General features: G+C 40.8%; 16 protein-coding genes. 14 read left to right on the top strand and 2 right to left on the bottom strand.

The window, feature by feature from the left end; translation table 11 throughout:
- Positions 1-4122 precede the first annotated feature (4122 nt).
- The 4 genes from CCZ37_RS16645 (at position 4123) to CCZ37_RS16610 (ending at position 9181) form a co-directional block, all read left to right on the top strand.
- A complete protein-coding gene (locus CCZ37_RS16645) occupies positions 4123-4701 on the top strand; it encodes a hypothetical protein (protein WP_157729224.1) in 579 nt (192 codons plus the stop codon).
- Positions 4702-4836: 135 nt separating this feature from the next.
- Positions 4837-5436 (top strand): hypothetical protein, encoded by a 600-nt coding sequence (locus CCZ37_RS16635; RefSeq protein WP_094501605.1) that lies wholly within the window; start codon positions 4837-4839, stop codon positions 5434-5436.
- Between the two features lie 146 nt (positions 5437-5582).
- Complete coding sequence (locus tag CCZ37_RS16625; RefSeq protein WP_094501603.1) at positions 5583-6167, top strand: hypothetical protein; 585 nt, start codon at positions 5583-5585, stop codon at positions 6165-6167.
- 2660 nt (positions 6168-8827) lie between these two features.
- Positions 8828-9181 (top strand): hypothetical protein, encoded by a 354-nt coding sequence (locus CCZ37_RS16610; protein WP_157729225.1) that lies wholly within the window; start codon positions 8828-8830, stop codon positions 9179-9181.
- Positions 9182-9278: 97 nt separating this feature from the next.
- Here CCZ37_RS16610 and CCZ37_RS19615 read toward each other — a convergent pair whose 3' ends face one another.
- Positions 9279-9407: a hypothetical protein gene (locus tag CCZ37_RS19615; RefSeq protein WP_260601388.1), complete on the bottom strand. Its 129-nt coding sequence runs from the start codon at positions 9405-9407 to the stop codon at positions 9279-9281.
- Positions 9408-10797: 1390 nt separating this feature from the next.
- Between CCZ37_RS19615 and CCZ37_RS16595 the strand changes: the two genes are divergently transcribed.
- Positions 10798-11133: a hypothetical protein gene (locus CCZ37_RS16595; RefSeq protein ID WP_094501597.1), complete on the top strand. Its 336-nt coding sequence runs from the start codon at positions 10798-10800 to the stop codon at positions 11131-11133.
- Between the two features lie 105 nt (positions 11134-11238).
- Here the strand turns inward: CCZ37_RS16595 and CCZ37_RS16590 are convergent, their stop codons facing one another.
- Positions 11239-11676, bottom strand: a complete 438-nt coding sequence (locus tag CCZ37_RS16590; RefSeq protein ID WP_157729223.1) for a BLUF domain-containing protein — start codon at positions 11674-11676, stop codon at positions 11239-11241.
- A 675-nt stretch (positions 11677-12351) separates the two neighbouring features.
- On the opposite strand from CCZ37_RS16590, the gene CCZ37_RS16580 reads away from it, so the two are divergent.
- The 9 genes from CCZ37_RS16580 to CCZ37_RS16495 all read left to right on the top strand — a co-directional run bounded on the left by CCZ37_RS16580 (position 12352) and on the right by CCZ37_RS16495 (position 24257).
- Complete coding sequence (locus CCZ37_RS16580; protein WP_094501595.1) at positions 12352-12708, top strand: hypothetical protein; 357 nt, start codon at positions 12352-12354, stop codon at positions 12706-12708.
- Positions 12709-13885: 1177 nt separating this feature from the next.
- Positions 13886-14557 (top strand): hypothetical protein, encoded by a 672-nt coding sequence (locus CCZ37_RS16570; protein ID WP_094501591.1) that lies wholly within the window; start codon positions 13886-13888, stop codon positions 14555-14557.
- Between the two features lie 112 nt (positions 14558-14669).
- Positions 14670-14951 carry a hypothetical protein gene (locus CCZ37_RS16565; RefSeq protein ID WP_040905395.1) on the top strand — a complete coding sequence of 94 codons (282 nt, stop codon included), beginning with the start codon at positions 14670-14672 and terminating at the stop codon, positions 14949-14951.
- Positions 14952-15619: 668 nt separating this feature from the next.
- The gene (locus CCZ37_RS16555; protein WP_094501589.1) at positions 15620-15985 is read left to right on the top strand and encodes a hypothetical protein; all 366 of its coding nucleotides are present in this window, start codon (positions 15620-15622) and stop codon (positions 15983-15985) included.
- 2 nt (positions 15986-15987) lie between these two features.
- A complete protein-coding gene (locus tag CCZ37_RS16550) occupies positions 15988-17028 on the top strand; it encodes a ParA family protein (protein WP_094501587.1) in 1041 nt (346 codons plus the stop codon).
- A gap of 2235 nt (positions 17029-19263) precedes the next feature.
- On the top strand, positions 19264-19746 hold the full coding sequence (locus CCZ37_RS16530; protein WP_046265424.1) for a tetratricopeptide repeat protein: 483 nt from the start codon (positions 19264-19266) through the stop codon (positions 19744-19746).
- A 745-nt stretch (positions 19747-20491) separates the two neighbouring features.
- Positions 20492-20812 (top strand): DUF2845 domain-containing protein, encoded by a 321-nt coding sequence (locus CCZ37_RS16515; RefSeq protein ID WP_094501579.1) that lies wholly within the window; start codon positions 20492-20494, stop codon positions 20810-20812.
- A gap of 148 nt (positions 20813-20960) precedes the next feature.
- Positions 20961-21539 carry a hypothetical protein gene (locus tag CCZ37_RS16505; RefSeq protein ID WP_157729224.1) on the top strand — a complete coding sequence of 193 codons (579 nt, stop codon included), beginning with the start codon at positions 20961-20963 and terminating at the stop codon, positions 21537-21539.
- A 2229-nt stretch (positions 21540-23768) separates the two neighbouring features.
- Positions 23769-24257, top strand: coding sequence for a hypothetical protein (locus CCZ37_RS16495; RefSeq protein WP_094128447.1), 489 nt, complete (start codon positions 23769-23771; stop codon positions 24255-24257).
- Positions 24258-25174 lie beyond the last annotated feature (917 nt).

The raw sequence follows: 25174 nt of genomic DNA, 5'->3' as shown, positions 1-25174 counted from the left end.
TTAGGGGTTCAATCTTTTGGGATTTCTCCGGCCATTTGTTTTGTATTCTCGGCAAATGAGCATTGTTACCCTAAAATTCGTGGTTAACTCAAACCGTAAAACAGGCAAGGTTCTTTGTTTGCCTCAATCAGTTTTGGTACTGGTTTGTTGTGAATTTAGCGGGCGCAAAGTGTGGAAAGGGCAAGTTTATCGAGCATTTTGCACTTGCTGAAGTTTTAGCTCGTTGAGTTTTCCTGATTCAAAAGCTTGGTTTGTTGTTGAACGGTGGACTTTGTTTTGGCGGCTTATTTATCATGGCTCTGGCTTGGGTTGGTTCTTGAATCACTCAACCATTGCAATTGTGGCTTTTGGTCGTGTAAATTCAGTTTATCTCATTGAATTTGCATAACAAACGGCTCAAGAGGGATTGCCAACGCTTGGCGGTTTTAGTGCAAAATTGCAGTTCAGTGTTTACGGTGTGTTTTTTGAGTTCGGCGGTGCGTTGTCAACCCCTTAGCCGGGCGTTATGCAACTCAGGTAAATTTAGGGGTTCAATCTTTTGGGATTTCTCCGGCTATTCGTTTTGCGTTGTCGGCAAATGAGCTTTTTTACCCTCAAATTCGTGGCTAACTCAAACCGTAAAACAGGCAAATTTCTTTGTTTTCCTCAATCGGTTTTGGCGCTGGCTTGTTGTCAAATCAGCGTTCGCAAAGTGTGGAAAGGGCAAGTTAATCGAGCATTTTGCACTTGCTTAAAGTCTTGCTTGTAGGGTTTGTCTCATTCAAAAGCTTGGTTTGTTGTTGAACGGTGGACTTTGTTTTGGCGGCTTATTTATCTCGGCTCCTACTTGGGTTGGTTCTTGAATCACTCAACCATTGCAATTGTGGCTTTTGGTCGTGTAAAGTTAGTTTATCTCATTGAATTTGCATAACAAACGGCTCAAGAGGGATTGCCAACGCTTGGCGATTTTAGTGCAAAATTGAAGTTCAGTGTTTAAGTGTGTTTTTTAAGTCCGGCGGTGCGTTGTCAACCCCTTAGCCGGGCGTTATGCAACTCAGGGAAATTTAGGGGTTCAATCTTTTTAGATTTCTCCGGCCATTCGTTTTGTGTTGTCGGCAAATGAGCACTTTTACCCTCAGATTCGTGGTTCACTCAAACCGTAAAACAGGCAAGGTTCTTTGTTTTCCTCAATCAGTTTTAGCGTTGGCGTGTTGTGAATCTTGTGGGCGCAAAGTGTGGAAAGGGCAAGTTTATCGAGCATTTTGCACTTGCTGAAGGTTTCGCTCGTTAAGTTTTCCTGATTCAAAAGCTTGGCTTGTTGCTGAAAGGTGAACTTTGTTTTGGCAGCTTATTTATCGCAGTTCTTACTTGGGTTGATTCTTGAATCACTCAACCATTGCAATCGTGGCTTTTGATCGAGTAAAGTCAGTTTATCTTATTGAATTTGCATAACAAACGGCTCAAGAGGGATTGTCAACGCGTGGCGACTTTAGCGCAAAATTGAAGTTCAGCGTTTACAGTGTGTTTTTTAAGTTCGGCGGTGCGTTGTCAACCCCTTAGCCGGGCGTTATGCAACTCAGGTAAATTTAGGGGCTCAATCTTTTGGATTTCTCCGGCCATTCGTTTTGTGTTGTCGGCAAATGAGCACTTTCACCCTCAAACTCGTGGTCAATTCAAACCGTAAAACAGGCAAGGTTCTTTGTTTGCCTCAATCAGTTTTAGCGTTGGTTTGTTGTGAATTTAGCGGGCGCAAAGTGTGGAAAGGGCAAGTTTATCGAGCATTTTGTACTTGCTGAAGGTTTCGCTCGTTGAGCTTTCCTGACACAAAAGCTTGGTTTGTTGCTGAAAGGTGGACTTTGTTTTGGCGGCTCATTTATCACAGCTCTGGCTTGGGTTGATTCTTGAATCACTCAACCATTGCAATTGTGGCTTTGGGTCGTGTAAAGTCAGTTTATCTCATTGAATTTGCATAACAAACGGTTAAAGAGGGACTGCCAACGCGTGGCGGTTTTTGTTCAAATCGGCCTTTGTGATTACGGTTGTTATTTTGAGTTCAGTGTTTTGCGTTGTCAGCCCCTTAACCGGGCGTTATGCAACTCAGGTAAATTTAGGGGCTCAATCTTTTGGGATTTTTCCGGCCATTCGTTTTGTGTTGTCGGCAAATGAGCATTTTTACCTTCAAATTCATTGTGAACTCAAGCCGTAAAACAGGCAAAGTTCTTTGTTTGCCTCAATCAGTTTTAGCGCTGGTTCGTTGCCAATTCAGCGTGCGTAAAGTGTGGAAAGGGTAAGTTTATCGAGCATTTTGCACTTGCTGAAAGTCTTGCTTGTTGAGTTTGTCTCATTCAAAAGCTTGGTTTGTTGCTGAAAGGTGGACTTTGTTTTGGCGGCTTATTTATCACGGCTCTGGCTTCGGTTGGTTCTTGAATTACTCAACCATTGCAATTGTGGCTTTTGATCGAGTAAAGTTGGTTTATCTTATTGAATTTGCATAACAAACGGCTCAAGAGGGATTGCCAACGCTTGGCGGTTTTAGTGCAAAATTGAAGTTCAGTGTTTACAGTGTTTTTTTTAAGTTCGGTGGTGCGTTGTCAACCCCTTAGCCGGGCGTTATGCAACTCAGGTAAATTTAGGGGTTCAATCTTTTGGGATTTCTCCGGCTATTCGTTTTGCGTTGTCGGCAAATGAGCTTTTTTACCCTCAAATTCGTGGCTAACTCAAACCGTAAAACAGGCAAATTTCTTTGTTTTCCTCAATCGGTTTTGGCGCTGGCTTGTTGTCAAATCAGCGTTCGCAAAGTGTGGAAAGGGCAAGTTAATCGAGCATTTTGCACTTGCTTAAAGTCTTGCTTGTAGGGTTTGTCTCATTCAAAAGCTTGGTTTGTTGTTGAACGGTGGACTTTGTTTTGGCGGCTTATTTATCTCGGCTCCTACTTGGGTTGGTTCTTGAATCACTCAACCATTGCAATTGTGGCTTTTGGTCGTGTAAAGTTAGTTTATCTCATTGAATTTGCATAACAAACGGCTCAAGAGGGATTGCCAACGCTTGGCGATTTTAGTGCAAAATTGAAGTTCAGTGTTTAAGTGTGTTTTTTAAGTCCGGCGGTGCGTTGTCAACCCCTTAGCCGGGCGTTAGGCAAAGTGAGTTTTTATCAGCTAAATCGAGTTTGAATTGAATAGTAAATTCCATGTTTTGTGGCTTAAGTTAGGCAATAAATAGTCATCACATATTTGTTGTTTCTTGATCGCGTTGGGTTGTTTATCGCTGTGAATTCATCGGCAAAATAACCTTCAGCATCCAAACGTCCGCCGAGCATGCTACGCTCGTCACTTTTCTTCCAAATCGCTAAATTTGAGTTTTTTGGTTTCTTTGCTGATTTGAGATTTTGGTTTATAAATGAATCGGTTAGTTTGTTTCAAGTTTACAAAAAAGCTCGTTCTTTGGTTGTGAAAGTGTCGGTGTCAATTGGTTGGCCTAACAAACGGCTCAAGAGGGATTGCCAACGCGTGGCGACTTTAGTGCAAAATTGAAGTTCAGTGTTTAAGGTGTGTTTTTTAAGTTCGGCGGTGCGTTGTCAACCCCTTAGCCGGGCGTTATGCAACTCTGGTAAATTTAGGGGTTCAATCTTTTGGGATTTCTCCGGCCATTCGTTTTGTGTTGTCGGCAAATGAGCATTTTTACCCTCAAATTCGTGGTTAACTCAAGCCGTAAAACAGGTAAATTTCTTTGTTTGCCTCAATCAGTTTTGGCGTTGGCGTGTTGTGAATTTAGCGGGTGCAAAGTGTGGAAAGGGCAAGTTAATCGATTATTTCGCATTTGCTGAATTTTTCGCCCGTTGAACTTGTCTGTTCCAAAAGCTTGGTTTGTTGCTGAAAGGTGGACTTTGTTTTGGCGGCTTATTTATCACGGCTCTGGCTTCGGTTGGTTCTTGAATTACTCAACCATTGCAATTGTGGCTTTTGGTCGTGTAAATTCAGTTTATCTCATTGAATTTGCATAACAAACGGCTCAAGAGGGATTGCCAACGCGTGGCGACTTTAGCGCAAAATTGAAGTTCAATGTTTACAGTGTGTTTTTTGAGTTCGGCGGTGCGTTGTCAACCCCTTAGCCGGGCGTTAAGTGCCTTTGTGATTCAGGAACATTATGGATAGAAGTCAGTTAGAAGAATATGCACGTTCAAGTCTAGTTTTTTATGGATTGGATCTGTCGCGTATTAGCTCAGTTTTGATAGTCCAAATCTGGAATCATGAGATAAATCGCAGCTTAAATGTCCATTGTATAGGGGACGAGCTAAAAAGAATTGAGCGAGGAAGTTCTAAGAAGGTAGGCATGTTCAAGCATTTACCTCTGAAAGGCTTGTACAAAGCTCACTTTTTTGGTGCTCGCTTTATTCACGGAAACATAAATGCTGAATTTGGCTTTGAGTATGGTGGTAACAAGAAACTAGACAAAGTGATTAATCAAGCTTTTGAACAGAGTAAGTCTGCCTATATTAATGATGAAATTATTATGTTTTTAGCTCACGAACTAACTGTAAAAACCATAGAAAATCGTACTCAGAAAGGTAATCTCTCTGGTGAATGGATTGTCTATCAAATATATGAAGGCCAAAAATACTATTTGGCGTTAGGTTGCCATAAAGAAAGCGATCAAGACATTTATGGCAGGGTACAAGCTGCATATCGGTTAGACTTCCCTTTTCTTGTGAGTACAGGCACTTAACAAACGCTTCAAGAGGGACTTCCAACGCGTGGCATTTTTATTATGCGTTGATTTTGGTGATTACGGTGTTATGCGGAAACTTGGTAGTAGCGTTGTCAGCCCCTTAAGCGGGCGTTATATGTTTAAGAGGAAATTGTGGAAAAGTTGCTCAATAAATTTGGCTATTACAAAAGAAAGCCCAAGTCGAATATTACGCCAGTAATCACATATAGGGAGCCTGAATCTCCGGAAAAAAATACTCAAAGATTGAAAGAAATAGTCGCAGAGGGCAACAATTGGTTCAGGGCTAGAACACAAAATTCTAATGCTAAAACTGGTGTGTTTTTTAGTATTGTGCTTTTAATTGAACACAAACTTAGTCATCTTCTTACTTGCATCGATCCTGATATTAAAGAATCCATGTTAGGAAAGAAAATTGATACGTTGAAATCATTTATCAATATTTATGAGTTTGAAGACAAAGCCGAAAAAAAAGAGTTTCGAGAACTTTTACCACCTTTGCATGAGGTGAAAAACATTCGTAATAAATTGGCACATGACCTAATGAAGTCATCGATCGAATTTAAAGAATTGCCTAGAACATTGGCATATGTTCGAAAGCGGGACAAAGATTTTGTTAACAATGTACTTGGCAAGATTGAAGATGATGGTGAAAAATCATGTGTTTTGTTGGCTAAATTTGGTTTTATGTTTTCAGTTGAACTAGCTCATGTAGCTATGACTGTGGAACTTTGAGCCAACATATAACAAACGGTTAAAGAGGGATTCGCAACGCTCGGCATTTTTGTTTTGCGTTGATTTCAGTGGTTACGGTGTTGTGCGGTGAGTTGGTAGTTGCGTTGCTCACCCCTTAACCGGGCGTTAACTGTTTTTGAGGAAGTATGGATAACATTGATTGGAATTTTGTTGTGACATCTATAGCCGCCGCAGCAGCAATAGGTAGCACCTTCGCTGCGCTGAGGTCTTATAAGATATCTAAGAGCCTAAGTAAAATTTGCAGTATTTTTACCTCTTCAGGACGTGATGAGATAACAGTTGCGGCGACTTCAGAAAGTGAACGTGTTTTCGTACTAGATATCTCTATCTTAGTTAAGGGGCGCTTATTTAAAAGTTCGAATTATCCATGCACTTTGTTGAAAAACGTTCATTTGAGTCATGAAAGAGCTAAAAGTGGTGACAGGCTTTTCCATACTTTATTTGAAAGAGGTTTGGTTGCCGGTGAATCGTATCGGTTTCCTATATCTGAATTGTTTAAGATCGCTCAAAACAACATCATATGTGTTAAAGGTTTAAAAAGTCGGAGCCTTGATGTTTCAACGTTAGTTGTTGGTTCAAAATCCGAGCTAGTTTTCAATATAAATGGGCAAGATATCAAGCAGGACTTGATACTTACGAAAGAAATTATCAATAACATTAATGGACCAACCAGAGAAACAGATTTTGTTCTGAGGGCTCAAAACAGTTAACAAACGGCTCAAGAGGGATTGCCAACGCTTGGCGGTTTTAGTGCAAAACTGAAGTTCAGTGTTACAGTGTGTTTTTTGAGTCTGGCGGTGCGTTGTCAACCCCTTAGCCGGGCGTTATGCAACTCAGGTAAATTTAGGGGGTCAATCTTTTTAGATTTCTCCGGCCATTCGTTTTGTGTTGTCGGCAAATGAGCTTTTTTACCCTCAAATTCGTGGTTAACTCAAACCGTAAAACAGGCAAGGTTCTTTGTTTGCCTCAATGAGTTTTGGTGCTGGTTTTTTGCCAATTCAGCGTGCGCAAAGTGTGGAAAGGGCAAGTTAATCGAGCATTTTGCACTTGCTGAAAGTCTTGCTTGTTGAGTTTGTCTAATTCAAAAGCTTGGTTTGTTGCTGAAGGTGGGCTTTGTTTTGGCGGCTCATTTATCACAGTTCTTGCTTGGGTTGATTCTTGACTCACTCAACCATTGCAATTGTGGCTTTTGTTCGAGTAAAGTCAGTTTATCTCATTGAATTTGCATAACAAACGGCTCAAGAGGGATTGCCAACGCGTGGCGGCTTTAGTACAAAATTGAAGTTCAGTGTTTACGGTGTGTTTTTTGAGTTCGGCGGTGCGTTGTCAACCCCTTAGCCGGGCGTTATGCAACTCAGGTAAATTTAGGGGTTCAATCTTTTGGATTTCTCCGGCCATTCGTTTGGTATTGTCGGCAAATGAGCTTTTTTACCCTAAAATTCGTGGTTTACTTAAGCCGTAAAACAGGCAAGGTTCTTTGTTTGCCTCAATGAGTTTTGGTGCTGGTTTGTTGTGAATTTAGCGGGCGCAAAGTGTGGAAAGGGCAAGTTTATCGAGCATTTTACACTTGTTGAAGTTTTAGCTCGTTGAGTTTTCCTGATTCAAAAGCTTGGTTGGTTGTTGAAAGGTGGGCTTTGTTTTGGCGGCTTATTTATCTCGGCTCCTACTTGGGTTGGTTCTTGAATCACTCAACCATTGCAATTGTGGCTTTTGGTCGTGTAAATTCGGTTTATCTCATTGAATTTGCATAACAAACGGCTCAAGAGGGATTGCCAACGCTTGGCGATTTTAGTGCAAAATTGAAGTTCAGTGTTTAAGTGTGTTTTTTAAGTCCGGCGGTGCGTTGTCAACCCCTTAGCCGGGCGTTAGGCAAAGTGAGTTTTTATCAACTAAATCGGGTTTGAATTGAACTGTGAATTCTATGTTCTCATGGCTGGACTTAAGCAATAAATCGTCATCACATATTTGTTGTTTCTTGATCGCGTTGGGTTGTTTATCGCTGTGAATTCATCGGCAAAATAACCTTCAGCATCCAAACGTCCGCCGAGCATGCTACGCTCGTCACTTTTCTTCCAAACCGCTCAATTTGAGTTTTTTGTTTCTTTGCTGATTTGGCATCTTGGTTTATAAATTAATCGGTTAGTTTGTTTTAAGTTTATAAAAAAGTTCGTTCTTTAGTTTTGAAAGTGTCGGAGTCAACCGGTTGGCCTAACAAACGGCTCAAGAGGGATTGCCAACGCGTGGCAACTTTAGTGCAAAATTGCAGTTCAGCGTTTAAGTGTGTTTTTTAAGTTCGGCGGTGCGTTGTCAACCCCTTAGCCGGGCGTTATGCAACTCAGGTAAATTTAGGGGTTCAATCTTTTGGATTTCTCCGGCCATTCGTTTTGTGTTGTCGGCAAATGAGCTTTTTTACCCGAAAATTCGTGGTTAACTCAAGCCGTAAAACAGGCAAAGTTCTTTGTTTGCCTCAATCAGTTTTGGTGCTGGTTTGTTGCCAATTCAGCGTGTGCAAAGTGTGGAAAGGGCAAGTTTATCGAGCATTTTGCACTTGCTGAAAGTCTTGCTTGTTGAGTTTGTCTCATTCAAAAGCTTGGTTTGTTGTTGAACGGTGGACTTTGTTTTGGCGGCTTATTTATCACGGCTCTGGCTTCGGTTGGTTCTTGAATCACTCAACCATTGCAATCGTGGCTTTTGATCGAGTGAAGTCAGTTTATCTCATTGAATTTGCATAACAAACGGCTCAAGAGGGATTGCCAACGCGTGGCGACTTTAGTGCAAAATTGAAGTTCAGAGTTTACAGTGTGTTTTTTGAGTTCGGTGGTGCGTTGTCAACCCCTTAGCCGGGCGTTATGCAACTCAGGTAAATTTAGGGGTTCAATCTTTTAGGATTTCTCCGGCCATTCGTTTGGTGTCGTCGGCAAATGAGCATTTTTGCCCTCAAATTCGTGGTTAACTTAAACCGTAAAACAGACAAGGTTCTTTGTTTGCCTCAATCAGTTTTTGCGCTGGTTTATTGTGAATTTAGCGGGCGCAAAGTGTGGAAAGGGCAAGTTTATCGAGCGTTTTGCAGTTGCTGAAAGTCTTGCTTGTTGAGTTTGTCTCATTCAAAAGCTTGGTTTGTTGCTGAAGGGTGAACTTTGTTTTGGCGGCTTATTTATCATGGCTCTGGTTTGGGTTGGTTCTTGAATCACTCAACCATTGCAATGGTGGTTTTTGGTCGTGTAAAGTGGTTTTATCTCATTGAATTTGCATAACAAACGGCTCAAGAGGGATTGCCAACGCGTGGCGGCTTTAGTGCAAAATTGAAGCTTAGTGTTTACAGTGGTTTTTTGAGTTCGGCGGTGCGTTGTCAACCCCTTAGCCGGGCGTTATGTGGAAAATATTGGAGATTCTAGTGAGGAATTTAGAGCGAGATATTCAAGAGCTTATTGAGATGCCCACAGAACCAAAATCTGAATGGATAAGAAAATTTGAGAATGCAAATGAATCAGCTATTGCCGGAGCTATTCTACACTGGAAAAAGTCCGGCTCTCTTATTCAAGGAGCTGATAACGCTATAAATAAACGAGAGGCAGCTTCCGCGATACTTCAAACTCGGCTAGCCTCACAAGTTACGCACACAATGGAAACGCTCGATAAGTCAGCGGATACAGTGACAAAAGTCGGACTGCTATTGGCAGTTATTGGTATCGTAATTGGTGTATTACAGTTAATCAGTGGTTAAATTACGTCGATTTTTTTCACATAACAAACGGTTAAAGAGGGCGTTATGTGCTTGCTGGATAGAAAAAGCAGCTTCTATTGAAACTGCTTTGATTTGGTTAATCACCTTTTTCGTGTTTGTGTTCTTTGAGTTTTGGGTGTTTTTTCTTATTTTCCTCAGTGACACGCTGTCGTTTATCAGGCGTTCCATCTTCGTTCTTTCTCTTAGGACCTGTTTTGATACCCATATTGTCTCCTTGCGTAAAGTTGAATGTAACCAAGAGCAAGGTATTAAATTTGAGAATGTTGTAAAGTGAGAATAAGCAAAAAGGTGCATTTAGTCGCAAGTTTCTGCTTCAAATATGATATTAACTTACGCACATAACAAACGGTTCAAGAGGGACTGCCAACGCGTGGCGGTTTTAGTTCAAATCGGCCTTTGTGATTATGGTTGTTATTTTAGGTTCAGTGTTTTGCGTTGTCAGCCCCTTAACCAGGCGTTATGCAACTCAGGTAAATTTAGGGGTTCAATCTTTTAGGATTTCTCCGGCCATTCGTTTGGTATTGTCGGCAAATGAGCTTTTTGACCTTAAAATTCGTGGTTCACTCAAGCCGTAAAACAGGCAAGGTTCTTTGTTTGCCTCAATCAGTTTTAACGTTGGCGCGTTGCGAATTTTGCGGGCGCAAAGTGTGGAAAGGGCAAGTTAATCGAGCATTTTGCTTTTGCTGAAGTTTTCGCTCGTTGAGTTTGTCTGACACAAAAGCTTGGTTTGTTGCTGAAAGGTGGACTTTGTTTTGGCGGCTCATTTATCACAGTTCTTGCTTGGGTTGATTCTTGAATTACTCAACCATTGCAATTGTGGCTTTTGGTCGTGTAAATTTAGTTTATCTCATTGAATTTGCATAACAAACGGCTCAAGAGGGATTGCCAACGCTTGGCGACTTTAGTGCAAAATTGAAGTTCAGTGTTTACAGTGGTTTTTTGAGTTCGGCGGTGCGTTGTCAACCCCTTAGCCGGGCGTTATAAGCACCGAACTGTTCAAAATAAGGAGTAATTTTGAGTATTTGTGAATGTGAAGGAACAACGAAGGTTAAAACATCATATATATGCACTGAATGTAATAAATCGGTGAAAAGCTGGCAACTTAAGAAAAAACTTAAGTATATTGGGATTATTGGTGTAATTGGATATGGTGTAGGACAGGCTACCGAGGCGGTTATCTTCGATAATAGATACCCTATGGAAGTTGAGTTTGCACTTACTGACGCGTGTATTAATAGCTCAGGTCGATCATTGAGTTCAAGCCAGTATCAGAAAAAACAGACATTGTGCTTATGTGCAGTGGAAAGTACGATTAGTGATGTTAGCTACTCCGACTTTAAATCATCAAAGCATCTATTTGACCAAAACCTGAAGCGAAATCTTAACGAGTGCTAGGTACAAGTACCTAGCACTCTTATGCTTATTTAGTGCGTGGAGGGTTGTTGCCTCGACCGCCACCTGAAGGATTACCAGTTTTGCTTGGTCCATTTGGTGGAGTATTATTAGCCATAATCTTTTCCTTACGTTTGTTAGTTTTATTGTCTCAATCGGACGTGATTAATTTACGATAGTGTATAGGGACATTTGGGGACATAATGGATATCAGTGAAATTCAAAATGAAATTAAGTCATTGCTTGACCTTCTTGGTTGGTCTCAAAAGAAGCTGGCTCGTGAACTGTATATGGAAGAGTTTGAGTATGATGATGAACTAGAAATAACGCGTTATGAGGAAAAAGTAAAAAAGGCTCTTTCCCGCTCTACGACCAAGGTTGAGCTTCTTCGGGGTTACTTAAACTTTATCAATAGCCACCCAACATTCAGCAAAAAACGCTTGGTGTTAAATAATTTTCACTCAAGAGAATGTCTTTCAGATGAGCAGTTAAGAGCAATGAAAGAATTTTCAAGCTTGGTTGATAAGAAAATAACATAATGTGCTTATAACAAAGCATTTAAGAGTGATTCCTTACGCTTGGCATTTTCGCTTCGCTCAAGTATAGCCAAGCGTGCGTCACACCTTAATGCGGCGTTAGCTTAACTATTGCAAAGTTGCTAAATATGCCTTTGGAAGATAATTTTTCAGTTCTTCGAGGAGTAAGTGGGCATTCGTGGGAGTGATTAATCGGGGATCGAACTCGTCCGAGTCCATGAGTCTTTGATGCATTGGTACTAGTAGCGGAGATTGTAAAATGTAGGCCATAGCCCATTCGCCGAACTGTCTGGTTGCAATAGGTGCTTTCTCTACGACCATTATATTTGTATGGCGTTTATCTTTTTCTATCAGAGTAAATACTTCTTCAATATCCTTATTTTCGCCTTCAAGGCATTGAAAGAAATAATGATTTGAGTAATAGAGAACCCCTGTGATATTTTTGCTAGCGTTCCTTCCAATAGCTTCAGCAAGGATGTTATCGATTTCATCTAAATTGCATTTATCTGACATCGAGCTAGTGTAAATAAGTTTTGTAAGCTTCATCTTGTTACCCCTAGACATTTTTGTAAAGTATAGACGATTTAAGCTAACAATCTGTTTAAGAGTGATTCGCAACGCTTGGCATTTTTACTATGCGTTGCGTTTAGTGTTTAAGGTGGTTTGCGGAAGCATCGGTATTGCGTTGCTCACACCTTAACAGGGCGTTAGGCAAAGTGAGTTTTTATCAGCTAAATCGGGTTTGAATTGAACGGCGAATTCCATGTTCTCATGGCTGGACTTAAGCAATAAATCGTCATCACATATTTGTTGTTTCTTGATCGCGTTGGGTTGTTTAGCGTTGTTAATTCAGCTGTAAAATAACCTTCAGCATCCAAACGTCCGCCGAGCATGCTACGCTCGTCACTTTTCTTCCAAATCGCTCAATTTGAGTTTTTTGTTTCTTTGCTAAGTTGGCATTTTGGTTTATAAATTAATCGGTTAGTTTGTTTTAAGTTTATAAAAAAGTTCATTCTTTAGTTTTGAAAGTGTCGGTGTCAATCGGTTGGCCTAACAAACGGCTCAAGAGGGATTGCCAACGCTTGGCGACTTTAGTGCAAAATTGAAGTTCAGTGTTTACAGTGTGTTTTTTGAGTCTGGCGGTGCGTTGTCAACCCCTTAGCCGGGCGTTATGTGTTTCTCGATTTATGGTCCACTCAAATTATGTAGTATGGAAAGATAATGTATAGAAGTATATTTACAGCTTTCGTCTTTGTTAGTTTCTTTTGCCATGGTGCATCAGATATTAACAGTCTTTATGTTTATGACGAACCGTTGGAGATGCCACCCTATTCAGATCAATGGTTTATTGATGGTGATTTAACAGATCTGAAGAACTTACATATAAGAAGAGACGGTAAATCTGGTGATTTATCAGCTCCAACCAGTATTGATTGTAAAACTAGAAAATTTACAGTGACGGGGAATGGACTTCTTTATACTTCCGATCCGATTTCATCATCAGAAGTTAGTCAACAAATCAGTGATAATGTCATTGAGGCAGTATTACAAAAAATTTGTGGTGCAAAAAGCACATAACAAACGGCTCAAGAGGGATTGCCAACGCGTGGCGACTTTAGTTCAAAATTGAAGTTCAGTGTTTACGGTGTGTTTTTTGAGTCCGGCTATGCGTTGTCAACCCCTTAGCCGGGCGTTATGCAACTCAGGTAAATTTAGGGGTTCGATCTTTTTAGATTTCTCCGGCCATTCGTTTTGTGTTGTCGGCAAATGAGCTTTTTTATCCTCAAATCCTTGGTTAACTCAGCCGTAAAACAGGCAAGGTTCTTTGTTTGCCTCAATCATTTTTAGCGTTGGCTTGCTGCCAATTCAGCGGGCGCAAAGTGTGGAAAGGACAAGGTTATCGAGCGTTTTGTACTTGCTGAAGTTTTCGCTCGTTGAGTTTTCCTGACACAAAAGCTTGGTTTGTTGCTGAAAGGTGGACTTTGTTTTGGCGGCTTATTTATCATGGCTCTTACTTGGTTGGATTCTTGAATCACTCAACCATTGCAATGGTGGTTTTTGGTCGTGTAAAGTCAGTTTATCTTATTGAATTTGCATAACAAACGGTTAAAGAGGGACTGCCAACGCGTGGCGGTTTTTGTTCAAATCGGCCTTTGTGATTACGGTTGTTATTTTGAGTTCAGTGTTTTGCGTTGTCAGCCCCTTAACCGGGCGTTATGCAACTCAGGTAAATTTAGGGGCTCAATCTTTTTGGATTTCTCCGGCCATTCGTTTGGTGTTGTCGGCAAATGAGCATTTTTACCCTAAAATTCGTGGTTTACTCAAGCCGTAAAACAGGCAAGGTTCTTTGTTTGCCTCAATGAGTTTTGGTGCTGGTTTGTTGTGAATTTAGCGGGCGCAAAGTGTGGAAAGGGCAAGTTAATCGAGCATTTCGCATTTACTGAAAGTCTTGCCGGTTGAGCTTGTCTGGTTCAAAAGCTTGGTTTGTTGTTGAAAGGTGGACTTTGTTTTGGCGGCTCATTTATCACAGTTCTTGCTTGGGCTGATTCTTGAACCACTCAACCATTGCAATTGTGGTTTTTGATCGAGTAAAGTCAGTTTATCTTATTGAATTTGCATAACAAACGGCTCAAGAGGGATTGCCAACGCGTGGCGGCTTTAGTGCAAAATTGAAGTTCAGTGTTTACAGTGTGTTTTTTGAGTTCGGTGGTGCGTTGTCAACCCCTTAGCCGGGCGTTAACTAGCAAGGGAAATTATGGCAAAACTAGCAGGGTTATATTTACACTTAGATATACCATTTGATGAAATTGAAGAGTATGAAGCAGAACAATATGTTAAAGACATAGGCAAAAAATACGCTAGTTTACTTTATGGTAATGATCTTGAGCTGGTCGTAAGAGTACGTGAAGGTAGTATTAGAGTGTATATTGCTGTTCTTGGCTCCATCTACCTTGCAATTGGGCAATATGGATCATTTCGCTCTGGGTGCGATTACCTAATTAAAGATGCTAAGACGTTCAAAGAATTAATTGTAAGTGAGTTGGTGAAAAACGGAGTGTCAGAGCATGATATAATATCGAAAACCAAAGAGCACTGTGACCCTGATAAAATACGTCGAGTATTATTAGCAATTGAACGGCTCGAATCTAAGACAAATCTTTCGGCAAGAGAAATGGAAAATGAACTGCGTAAAATTAAAACGTCTGTACATAATATTTGCCAGAATTTAAATGAAAGAGATGTAGGGCTATTTGCTTCCTCGATAGATTCAAAATATTTACCAGAAAATACTGATATTCCGTACATTGCTGAACAATACAAGATTAAAGCTCGTGAAGAGGATATCCTGTTTTTCCCTAATTCAGGTTCCAACGAAAAGCTAGTTAACAAAGCGTTTAAGACAGATTCGCAACGCTCGGCATTTTAGGAATAAATCAGTATTAGTGTTTACGGCACAATGCGTTAGGTTCAGTGGTAGAGTTGCTCACTACTTAACGCGGCGTTAGCTATTATTTTATTCAGCAGTAAGGAAATTAAAGATGGCAAAGTATCAGTTTTTTTGTAAACCAAATTCAAATCGTACCGAATTTACTTATCTGGATATGGGCTCAGAAACTTATCTGTTTGAAAAAAAAGAACTCTTGAGTTCGGGACTAGAAGTAGACGGCGATACGATACAAGCTTCTACTCCAGAAGAAGCAATTGATAAATTCAAATTAAATTTCTGTGAGCCTTTAGAAGATTATGCAAATTCCAGTGCTTCAGGTGGATTAGCGACATTCATTTTTGAATCCTTCAAATCAGTTACTGGGAAAAAATAGCTAACAAACAATTCAAGCAGACCCTCAACGCGTGGCATTTTTGTTGTGCGTTGAGTTTGGTGATTACGGAGTTATGCGGGAAGTTGGTAGTTGCGTTTCGGGCTACTTAATTGGGCGTTAGGCAAGGTGAGTTTTTATCAGCTAAATCGAGTTGGAATTGAACGGTAAACTCCATGTTTTCTGGTTTAAGTTAAGCGATAAATAGTCATCACATATTTGTTGTTTCTTGATCGCGTTGGGTTGCTTTTCGTTGTGAATTTAGCGGCAAAATAACCTTCAGCATCCAAACGTCCGCCGAGCATGCTACGTTCGTCACTTTTCTTCCAAATCGCTCAATTTGAGTTTTTTGGTTTCTTTGCTGATTTAGGTTTTTGGTTTATAAATTAATCGGTTAGTTTGTTTCAAGTTTACAAAAAAGTTCGTTCTTTGGTTTTGAAAGTCTCGGTGTCAATTGGTTGGCCTAACAAACGGCTCAAGAGGGATTGCCAACGCGTGGCGACTTTAGTGCAAAATTGAAGTTCAGTGTTTACGGTGTGTTTTTTAAGTTCGGCGGTGCGTTGTCAACCCCTTAGCCGGGCGTTATGTAACCTACTGATTAACTAGCTAAATCCTTCCAATGCATGATACAATCGCCTTCTTTTTACCTGATTTAACAAGGTCTTGTTTTCTTGAGTGCTGAATTATTAGATAAGTTGATGACTAAAGGTATCGACTACATCCTTGAAAGCCCAACACTGCTCTTCACTGTAGCGGTTTGTATGCTAACAGGGCATTTGCTGTTTTTTGTTATCTTGACCTACGGTGCAGATAAAGCTGACTCAAAAACTTACTTGAATGGTAAGTTGGGAAAAGTTGCTTTGGGAATGCTTTGGCATTCATTTGTGGTTCTGCCTGTTTATTGGTTCAACAATAAGACCTTTGCCATTGACTACGATAAACTAATTGAAATTTTACCCACTTCGTTGATCCTTGGTTTATTTTTGCAAGCTATATTTACTGCTATCTATATCTCTTGTCGTAAAGGAGGGAAATAATTATGAGCAACTCAAAAATTATTAACGTAATCAGTGGTAAAGGTGGCACTGGTAAAACCCTACTGACGGCTGTACTAGCTGACATGCTTGGCAACGAGGGATATTCAGTTTTAGTGATAGACTTAGACGTTTTTGTTCGAGGTCTAACTTCGCTTTTATACTTTCATAAGAAAGAGACTATTCAACTGACTCAGGAAGATAAAATGTCAGTTTCTGAGTTTTTCATTGATAAAGGCGATGTCGAAATATCAGGAAAAACTAAATTTTCAATTGAAAGGTATCGTTCTTTTGACGTAATTCCTTCAGTGACGCGTGTCGACGAAATCCTTAATTTTAAAGACATAATGCCTGACGATAAATCAGAAGCTAGAAGTATTGTAAATACAATGCTTAAAAGCATTGAGAAAGACTACGACTTTATAATTTTAGATAGTCGTGCAGGATATGACGAGTTAATTTCTGCTACGCATTATTTATCTGATCTATCTATATGCGTTGAAGAAGAAGATGATATTTCTAAAATTACTTCAAATAACCTTGTAAAGCAGTTAGAAGAAGATGCGAATGTGCCGATTTTTAGAATCACAAATAAAGCACGTGGTATTCACTCTGAAAGAGACTTAGCTGTAAGTGGTGTTGAAAACCTTGGCAAAGTTCCTTTTGATATGGATGTAATGGAAAGCTTTGGTACGTTTCATTTTTGGGATGATATCAGCCGAACCTTATACAAAGCATCACTGGCAAGATCATGGAACTTACTTTCGTCTAAATTACGTCTGGAAAAGCCAGTTACACAACAACGAATGAGCTTAGTCGGTAGCGAAAAGATTGAAAATAGACTTCAGTTTATCTCTTTAAGAGATAGAGTGAGTTTTATTTATAGCATATTGATAACTATTATTGGTTTAGCTTACGGTGTCTTTGGCGAACAAGGTTTGAAAGAATTATGGTCAGAGCTGGGATCGCTTCAGACAATATCGTTGGGCTTTGGCTTTGCGGGTCTTTTTGCTTCGTTATATTTACTACTTAAGAAGAAGCGGTAACACGGTTACATAACAAACTGTTTAAGAGTGATTCGCAACGCGTGGCATTTTTGCTATGCGTTGCGTTTTGTGTTTATGGTGGTATGCAGAAGCTTCGGTATTGCGTTGCTCACACCTTAACAGGGCGTTATGCAACTCAGGGAAATTTAGGGGTTCAATCTTTTTAAATTTCTCCGGCCATTCGTTTGGTATTGTCGGCAAATGAGCTTTTTTACCCTAAAATTCATGGTTCACTCAAACAGTAAAACAGGCAAGGTTCTTTGTTTGCCTCAATGAGTTTTGGTGCTGTTTTGTTGTCAATTCAGCGTGCGCAAAGTGTGGAAAGGGCAAGTTAATCGAGCATTTTTCACTTGCTGAAAGTCTTGCTTGTAGGGTTTGTCTCATTCAAAAGCTTGGTTGGTTGTTGAAAGGTGGGCTTTGTTTTGGCGGCATATTTATCACGGCTCTTGCTTGGGTTTATTCTTGAATCACTCAACCATTGCAATGGTGGCTTTTGATCGAGTAAAGTCAGTTTATCTTATTGAATTTGCATAACAAACGGCTCAAGAGGGATTGCCAACGCTTGGCGGTTTTAGTGCAAAATTGAAATTCAGAGTTTACAGTGTGTTTTTTAAGTCCGGCGGTGCGTTGTCAACCCCTTAGCCGGGCGTTATGCAACTCAGGTAAATTTAGGGGTTCAAACTTTTGAGGTTTCTCCGGCCATTCGTTTTGTGTTGTCGGCAAATGAGCACTTTCACCCTCAGATTCGTGGTTTACTCAAACCGTAAAACAGGCAAGGTTCTTTGTTTGCCTCAATGAGTTTTGGTGCTGGTTTGTTGTGAATTTAGTGGGCGCAAAGTGTGGAAAGGGCAAGTTTATCGATCGTTTTGCACTTGCTGGATTTTTCGCCCGTTGAACTTGTCTGTTCCAAAAGCTTGGTTTATTGCTGAAGGGTGGGCTTTGTTTTGGCAGCTCATTTATCACCGCTCAGGCTTGGGTTGGTTCTTGAATCACTCAACCATTGCAATCGTGGCTTTTGATCGAGTAAAGTCAGTTTATCTTATTGAATTTGCATAACAAACGGCTCAAGAGGGATTGCCAACGCGTGGCGGCTTTAGTACAAAATTGAAGTTCGATGTTTACAGTGGTTTTTTGAGTCCGGTGGTGCGTTGTCAACCCCTTAGCCGGGCGTTATGCAACTCAGGTAAATTTAGGGGTTCAATCTTTTGAGGTTTCTCCGGCCATTCGTTTTGTGTTGTCGGCAAGTGAGCACTTTTACCCTCAAATTCGTGGTTCACTCAAGCCGTAAAACAGGTAAGATTCTTTGTTTGCCGCAATGAGTTTTGGTGCTGGTTTGTTGTCAATTCAGCGTGCGCAAAGTGTGGAAAGGGCAAGTTTATCGAGCATTTTGTACTTGCTGAAAGTCTTGCTTGTAGGGTTTGTCTCATTCAAAAGCTTGGTTTGTTGTTGAACGGTGGACTTTGTTTTGGCGGCTTATTTATCACGGCTCTGGCTTCGGTTGGTTCTTGAATCACTCAACCATTGCAATCGTGGCTTTTGATCGAGTGAAGTCAGTTTATCTCATTGAATTTGCATAACAAACGGCTCAAGAGGGATTGCCAACGCTTGGCGACTTTAGGGCAAAATTGAAGTTCAGTGTTTACGGTGTGTTTTTTAAGTTCGGCGGTGCGTTGTCAACCCCTTAGCCGGGCGTTATGCAACTCAGGGAAATTTAGGGGTTCAATCTTTTGGGATTTCTCCGGCCATTCGTTTTGTGTTGTCGGCAAATGAGCATTTTTACCCTCAAATTCGTGGTTAACTCAAGCCGTAAAACAGGCAAGGTTCTTTGTTTGCCTCAATGAGTTTTGGTGCTGTTTTGTTGCCAATTCTGCGTGCGCAAAGTGTGGAAAGGGCAAGTTTATCGAGCATTTTGTACTTGCTGAAGTTTTCGCTCGTTGAGTTTTCCTAATTCAAAAGCTTGGTTTGTTGCTGAAGGGTGGACTTTGTTTTGGCGGCTTATTTATCATGGCTCTGGTTTGGGTTGGTTCTTGAATCACTCAACCATTGCAATTGTGGTTTTTGGTCGTGTAAAGTTGGTTTATCTTATTGAATTTGCATAACAAACGGCTCAAGAGGGATTGCCAACGCATGGCGGTTTTAGTGCAAAATTGAAGTTCAATGTTTACAGTGTGTTTTTTGAGTTCGGTGGTGCGTTGTCAACCCCTTAGCCGGGCGTTATAAGCTTCGAGGGAAATTATGGAAAGTATTATCAAACAAGCAATTAAATTGCGGAAAGAGGCTAAGTACCAAGAGTCGAGAGCTTTGCTAAAAACGCTGTTAAACGATGAAACTTATTCTGCTAGGGCTCACCTGCAAATTGCTTGGTCATACGACAACGAAGGTAAAGAGCAAGAAGCGGTTACTCATTATCTGTCATCTCTTTCAGGTCTGTTATCGTCGGTAGAAAGGTTCGATGCTTTATTCGGGCTAGCGAGTACCTATCGAAGTCTTGGCATGTATTCGGAGGCGTTAAGCTATTTTGAGCAAACTCTAAAAGAGTACCCTAGTTCTATTGAAGTTCAGCCTTTCTATGCCATGTGTCTCTACAACTTAGGACGTCATAAAGAAGCAACATCATTACTACTCGAGCTTTTAGTATCAACCACGAACAGTGACGCAATTAAAGAGTATCAGCGAGCTATTTCTTTATACGCACAAGATTTAGATAGAATGTGGTAAAACGAAACACGCTTATAACAAACAATTTAAGAGTGATTCAGCACGCTTGGCACTTTTTGTTTGGGTCTAGTTCAGTGATTACGGCGTCCAGTTTGAGTATTGTGGTAGCGTGCTTCACACCTTAATTGGGCGTTATGTTTAATCACGCAAAATCAGTTGGTTGTATCTTTTCTTTGTTCCTTCGGCTGATTGGTTTTGTGTTTGTCGGCAAGTTGGCTTCGTTTGGCGCTGTTTTCTGGACACTTATTCTTTGGCGCTGGAAATTCAGAGAATTGCCTCATTCAATTTTCGAGTAAGCGCGAGGTTAGGGCGGTTGGCGCAATCAGTATTTTGAACACAGGTTTTGGGGCTTGAATTGCCGAAATACAAAGTCTGTTTTTCAAATCTATGAGTCGTTTCCGTTTTTTAGGTCTTGGCTTTTGTTTGTAAATCAAAGCTGAGTTAATCTTGGTTTTGGTAAAACGTAAGTCATTGAAGCTTAAACATAACAAACGGTTCAAGAGGGACAGCCAACGCGCGGCATTTTTATTATGCGTTGGTTTTTGTGGTTACGGTGTTATGCGGAAGCTTGGTAATGGCGTTGGCTGCCCCTTAACCGGGCGTTATGCCTATTAGTCGGGTTCTAGTCCCTTTTTATGTGCATGGTTTCATGGTGTGCAATATGATTATACAGTGCGATATTGTGTAATGGTTGATAGTTTCACTGTCAGCTAAGTAATACTAACTAATCTTGAGAGAGGAATTTATGGAATTGCTAGTTTGGTTCTTAGTGTTTGTTGCTGTGATTATTGTCATAAGTGGTTACCTCGATAAGAAAAAACGGCAGAGACTAATGGCTAAATATGGAAATGCTGAATTAGTTGATAGGTTGATGAAAAAAACCATTTGGGAAGGCCAAACAGAAGAGCAACTAATAGATTCTCTTGGAAAGCCGTTAGATATAGATCAGAAGGTGTTAAAGACCAAAGTTAAAGAAACGTGGAAATATGATAAAGCAGGTAAAAACCGCTACAACTTAAGAATTATTGTCGAAAATGGATTTGTTGTGGGCTGGGATAAAAAATAGGCATAACAAACGGCTCAAGAGGGATTGTCAACGCGTGGCGGCTTCAGTGCAAAATTGAAGTTCAGTGTTTACAGTGGTTTTTTGAGTTCGGCGGTGCGTTGTCAACCCCTTAGCCGGGCGTTAAGTGCCTTTGTGATTCAGGAACATTATGGATAGAAGTCAGTTAGAAGAATATGCACGTTCAAGTCTAGTTTTTTATGGATTGGATCTGTCGCGTATTAGCTCAGTTTTGATAGTCCAAATCTGGAATCATGAGATAAATCGCAGCTTAAATGTCCATTGTATAGGGGACGAGCTAAAAAGAATTGAGCGAGGAAGTTCTAAGAAGGTAGGCATGTTCAAGCATTTACCTCTGAAAGGCTTGTACAAAGCTCACTTTTTTGGTGCTCGCTTTATTCACGGAAACATAAATGCTGAATTTGGCTTTGAGTATGGTGGTAACAAGAAACTAGACAAAGTGATTAATCAAGCTTTTGAACAGAGTAAGTCTGCCTATATTAATGATGAAATTATTATGTTTTTAGCTCACGAACTAACTGTAAAAACCATAGAAAATCGTACTCAGAAAGGTAATCTCTCTGGTGAATGGATTGTCTATCAAATATATGAAGGCCAAAAATACTATTTGGCGTTAGGTTGCCATAAAGAAAGCGATCAAGACATTTATGGCAGGGTACAAGCTGCATATCGGTTAGACTTCCCTTTTCTTGTGAGTACAGGCACTTAACAAACGCTTCAAGAGGGACTTCCAACGCGTGGCATTTTTATTATGCGTTGATTTTGGTGATTACGGTGTTATGCGGAAACTTGGTAGTAGCGTTGTCAGCCCCTTAAGCGGGCGTTATGCAACTCAGGTAAATTTAGGGGTTCAATCTTTTGGGATTTCTCCGGCCATTTGTTTTGTATTCTCGGCAAATGAGCATTGTTACCCTAAAATTCGTGGTTAACTCAAACCGTAAAACAGGCAAGGTTCTTTGTTTGCCTCAATCAGTTTTGGTACTGGTTTGTTGTGAATTTAGCGGGCGCAAAGTGTGGAAAGGGCAAGTTTATCGAGCATTTTGCACTTGCTGAAGTTTTAGCTCGTTGAGTTTTCCTGATTCAAAAGCTTGGTTTGTTGTTGAACGGTGGACTTTGTTTTGGCGGCTTATTTATCATGGCTCTGGCTTGGGTTGGTTCTTGAATCACTCAACCATTGCAATTGTGGCTTTTGGTCGTGTAAATTCAGTTTATCTCATTGAATTTGCATAACAAACGGCTCAAGAGGGATTGCCAACGCGTGGCGGTTTTAGTGCAAAATTGCAGTTCAGTGTTTACGGTGTGTTTTTTAAGTTCGGCGGTGCGTTGTCAACCCCTTAGCCGGGCGTTATGCAACTCAGGTAAATTTAGGGCTCAATCTTTTGGGACTTCTCCGGCCATTCGTTTTGTGTTGTCGGCAAATGAGCATTTTTACCTTCAAATTCATGGTGAACTCAAGCCGTAAAACAGGCAAGGTTCTTTGTTTGCCTCAATCAGTTTTAGCGTTGGCGTGTTGTGAATCTTGTGGGCGAAAAGTGTGGAAAGGGCAAGTTTATCGAGCATTTCGCATTTGCTGAAAGTCTTGCTTGTAGGGTTTGTCTCATTCAAAAGCTTGGTTTGTTGCTGAAAGGTGGACTTTGTTTTGGCGGCTTATTTATCACAGTTCTTGCTTGGGTTGATTCTTGAATCACTCAACCATTGCAATTGTGGCTTTTGGTCGTGTAAAGTCGGTTTATCTTATTGAATTTGCATAACAAACGGCTCAAGAGGGATTGCCAACGCGTGGCGGCTTTAGTGCAAAATTGAAGTTCAGTGTTTACAGTGTGTTTTTTGAGTTCGGTGGTGCGTTGTCAACCCCTTAGCCGGGCGTTATGCAACTCAGGGAAATTTAGGGGTTCAATCTTTTGGATTTCTCCGGCTATTCGTTTTGTGTTGTCGGCAAATGAGCTTTTTTATCCTAAAATTCGTGGTTAACTCAAGCCGTAAAACAGGCAAAGTTCTTTGTTTGCCTCAATGAGTTTTGGTGCTGGTTTGTTGCCAATTCAGCGTGCGCAAAGTGTGGAAAGGGCAAGTTAATCGAGCATTTTGCTTTTGCTGAAGTTTTCGCTCGTTGAGTTTTCCTGATTCAAAAGCTTGGTTGGTTGCTGAAAGGTGGACTTTGTTTTGGCGGCTGATTTATCACGGCTCTTGTTTGGGTTGGTTCTTGAATCACTCAACCATTGCAATGGTGGCCTTTGGTCGTGTAAATTTGGTTTATCTCATTGAATTTGCATAACAAACGGCTCAAGAGGGATTGCCAACGCGTGGCGACTTTAGTGCAAAATTGCAGTTCAGTGTTTAAGTGTGTTTTTTAAGTCCGGCGGTGCGTTGTCAACCCCTTAGCCGGGCGTTATGCAACTCAGGGAAATTTAGGGGTTCAATCTTTTTAGATTTCTCTGGCCATTCGTTTTGTGTTGTCGGCAAATGAGCACTTTTACCCTCAGATTCGTGGTTCACTCAAGCCGTAAAACAGGCAAAGTTCTTTGTTTGCCTCAATGAGTTTTGGTGCTGGTTTGTTGTCAATTCAGCGTGCGCAAAGTGTGGAAAGGGCAAGTTTATCGAGCATTTTACACTTGCTGAAGGTTTCGCTCGTTAAGTTTTCCTGATTCAAAAGCTTGGTTTGTTGTTGAAAGGTGGGCTTTGTTTTGGCGGCTTATTTATCATGGCTCTGGCTTGGGTTGGTTCTTGAATCACTCAACCATTGCAATTGTGGCTTTTGATCGAGTAAAGTCAGTTTATCTTATTGAATTTGCATAACAAACGGCTCAAGAGGGATTGCCAACGCTTGGCGGTTTTAGTGCAAAATTGAAGTTCAATGTTTACAGTGTGTTTTTTGAGTTCGGCGGTGCGTTGTCAACCCCTTAGCCGGGCGTTATGTGGCAAATCAAGTTTAGAGGAAAAAATGAAGTATAAAGGGTTAATTTATTTTGCAGTTGCTGTCGTCGGACTTCAGCTAATTTATGGTGTGGGAGTGCTTGAGCTTATTCCAGAACATGGCGATCGCGGCTTGTTTGGAGATATGTTTGGTGGGCTTACTTCATTGTTTTCTGGTTTAGCATTTGCGGGGATGATCTATGCCATCCTTTTACAAAGCAAAGAGCTAGGGTTACAACGTGAAGAATTAGCATTGACTAGAGGCGAGTTGGCAGCATCCCGTGAAGAGCAAAGAAAGTCTGCTAAAGCACAAGAAGAATTAGTAGAAAAGCAGTTAATGACAGCTAAAATTCAAGGCGTTTCAGCTATTGTACAAGGTCGATACCAATATGCTTCATCATACGGAATACATGCTGAGAGTAAGGTTCAGTCAGCTATCCAGGCAGAACAACACCTTATTGAGCTAATCAATGAATGCTCGGATACAGACTTACCAATTGACGAAATGAAGCCCTAGAAAATAGCCACATAACAAAGCATTTAAGAGTGATTCTCAACGCTTGGCATTTTCAGCTCAAGATTGGGTTTTGTGTTTACGGCGCAGTGGTTTAGGTCAGGTGGTAGCGTTGCTCACACCTTAATGCGGCGTTATGCAACTCAGGTAAATTTAGGGGTTCAATCTTTTGGATTTCTCCGGCCATTCGTTTTGTGTTGTCGGCAAATGAGCTTTTTACCTTCAAATTCATGGTGAACTCAAGCCGTAAAACAGGCAAGGTTCTTTGTTTGCCTCAATGAGTTTTGGTGCTGTTTTGTTGTCAATTCAGCGTGCGCAAAGTGTGGAAAGGGCAAGTTTATCGAACATTTTGTACTTGTTGAAAGTCTTGCTCGGCGAGTTTGTTTCATTCAAAAGCTTGGTTTGTTGTTGAAAGGTGGACTTTGTTTTGGCGGCTCATTTATCACAGTTCTTGCTTGGGCTGATTCTTGAACCACTCAACCATTGCAATTGTGGTTTTTGATCGAGTAAAGTCAGTTTATCTTATTGAATTTGCATAACAAACGGCTCAAGAGGGATTGCCAACGCTTGGCGGTTTTAGTACAAAATTGAAGTTCAGTGTTTACAGTGTGTTTTTTGAGTTCGGCGGTGCGTTGTCAACCCCTTAGCCGGGCGTTATGCAACTCAGGTAAATTTAGGGGTTCAATCTTTTTAGATTTCTCCGGCCATTCGTTTTGTGTTGTCGGCAAATGAGCTTTTTTACCCTAAAATTCGTGGTTTACTCAAGCCGTAAAACAGGCAAGGTTCTTTGTTTGCCTCAATGAGTTTTGGTGCTGGTTTGTTGTGAATTTAGCGGGCGCAAAGTGTGGAAAGGGCAAGTTTATCGAGCATTTTGTACTTGCTGAAGTTTTCGCTCGTTGAGTTTTCCTGATTCAAAAGCT

The organism is Vibrio qinghaiensis, from assembly GCF_002257545.1.
GTDB lineage: Bacteria > Pseudomonadota > Gammaproteobacteria > Enterobacterales > Vibrionaceae > Vibrio > Vibrio ordalii.
Note: the sequence above shows the minus strand (reverse complement) of the source record. Positions and strands in the feature narration are given on the sequence as shown.

What these genes read in the sequence shown, in the direction of transcription:
- CCZ37_RS16645 (WP_157729224.1), top strand. Translation starts at nt 4,123, where the DNA reads ATGGATAGAAGTCAGTTAGAAGAATATGCACGTTCAAGTCTAGTTTTT.
- CCZ37_RS16625 (WP_094501603.1), top strand. Translation starts at nt 5,583, where the DNA reads ATGGATAACATTGATTGGAATTTTGTTGTGACATCTATAGCCGCCGCA.
- CCZ37_RS16610 (WP_157729225.1), top strand. Translation starts at nt 8,828, where the DNA reads ATGTGGAAAATATTGGAGATTCTAGTGAGGAATTTAGAGCGAGATATT.
- CCZ37_RS19615 (WP_260601388.1), bottom strand. Translation starts at nt 9,407, where the DNA reads ATGGGTATCAAAACAGGTCCTAAGAGAAAGAACGAAGATGGAACGCCT.
- CCZ37_RS16595 (WP_094501597.1), top strand. Translation starts at nt 10,798, where the DNA reads ATGGATATCAGTGAAATTCAAAATGAAATTAAGTCATTGCTTGACCTT.
- CCZ37_RS16590 (WP_157729223.1), bottom strand. Translation starts at nt 11,676, where the DNA reads ATGAAGCTTACAAAACTTATTTACACTAGCTCGATGTCAGATAAATGC.
- CCZ37_RS16580 (WP_094501595.1), top strand. Translation starts at nt 12,352, where the DNA reads ATGTATAGAAGTATATTTACAGCTTTCGTCTTTGTTAGTTTCTTTTGC.
- CCZ37_RS16570 (WP_094501591.1), top strand. Translation starts at nt 13,886, where the DNA reads ATGGCAAAACTAGCAGGGTTATATTTACACTTAGATATACCATTTGAT.
- CCZ37_RS16565 (WP_040905395.1), top strand. Translation starts at nt 14,670, where the DNA reads ATGGCAAAGTATCAGTTTTTTTGTAAACCAAATTCAAATCGTACCGAA.
- CCZ37_RS16550 (WP_094501587.1), top strand. Translation starts at nt 15,988, where the DNA reads ATGAGCAACTCAAAAATTATTAACGTAATCAGTGGTAAAGGTGGCACT.
- CCZ37_RS16530 (WP_046265424.1), top strand. Translation starts at nt 19,264, where the DNA reads ATGGAAAGTATTATCAAACAAGCAATTAAATTGCGGAAAGAGGCTAAG.
- CCZ37_RS16515 (WP_094501579.1), top strand. Translation starts at nt 20,492, where the DNA reads ATGGAATTGCTAGTTTGGTTCTTAGTGTTTGTTGCTGTGATTATTGTC.
- CCZ37_RS16505 (WP_157729224.1), top strand. Translation starts at nt 20,961, where the DNA reads ATGGATAGAAGTCAGTTAGAAGAATATGCACGTTCAAGTCTAGTTTTT.
- CCZ37_RS16495 (WP_094128447.1), top strand. Translation starts at nt 23,769, where the DNA reads ATGAAGTATAAAGGGTTAATTTATTTTGCAGTTGCTGTCGTCGGACTT.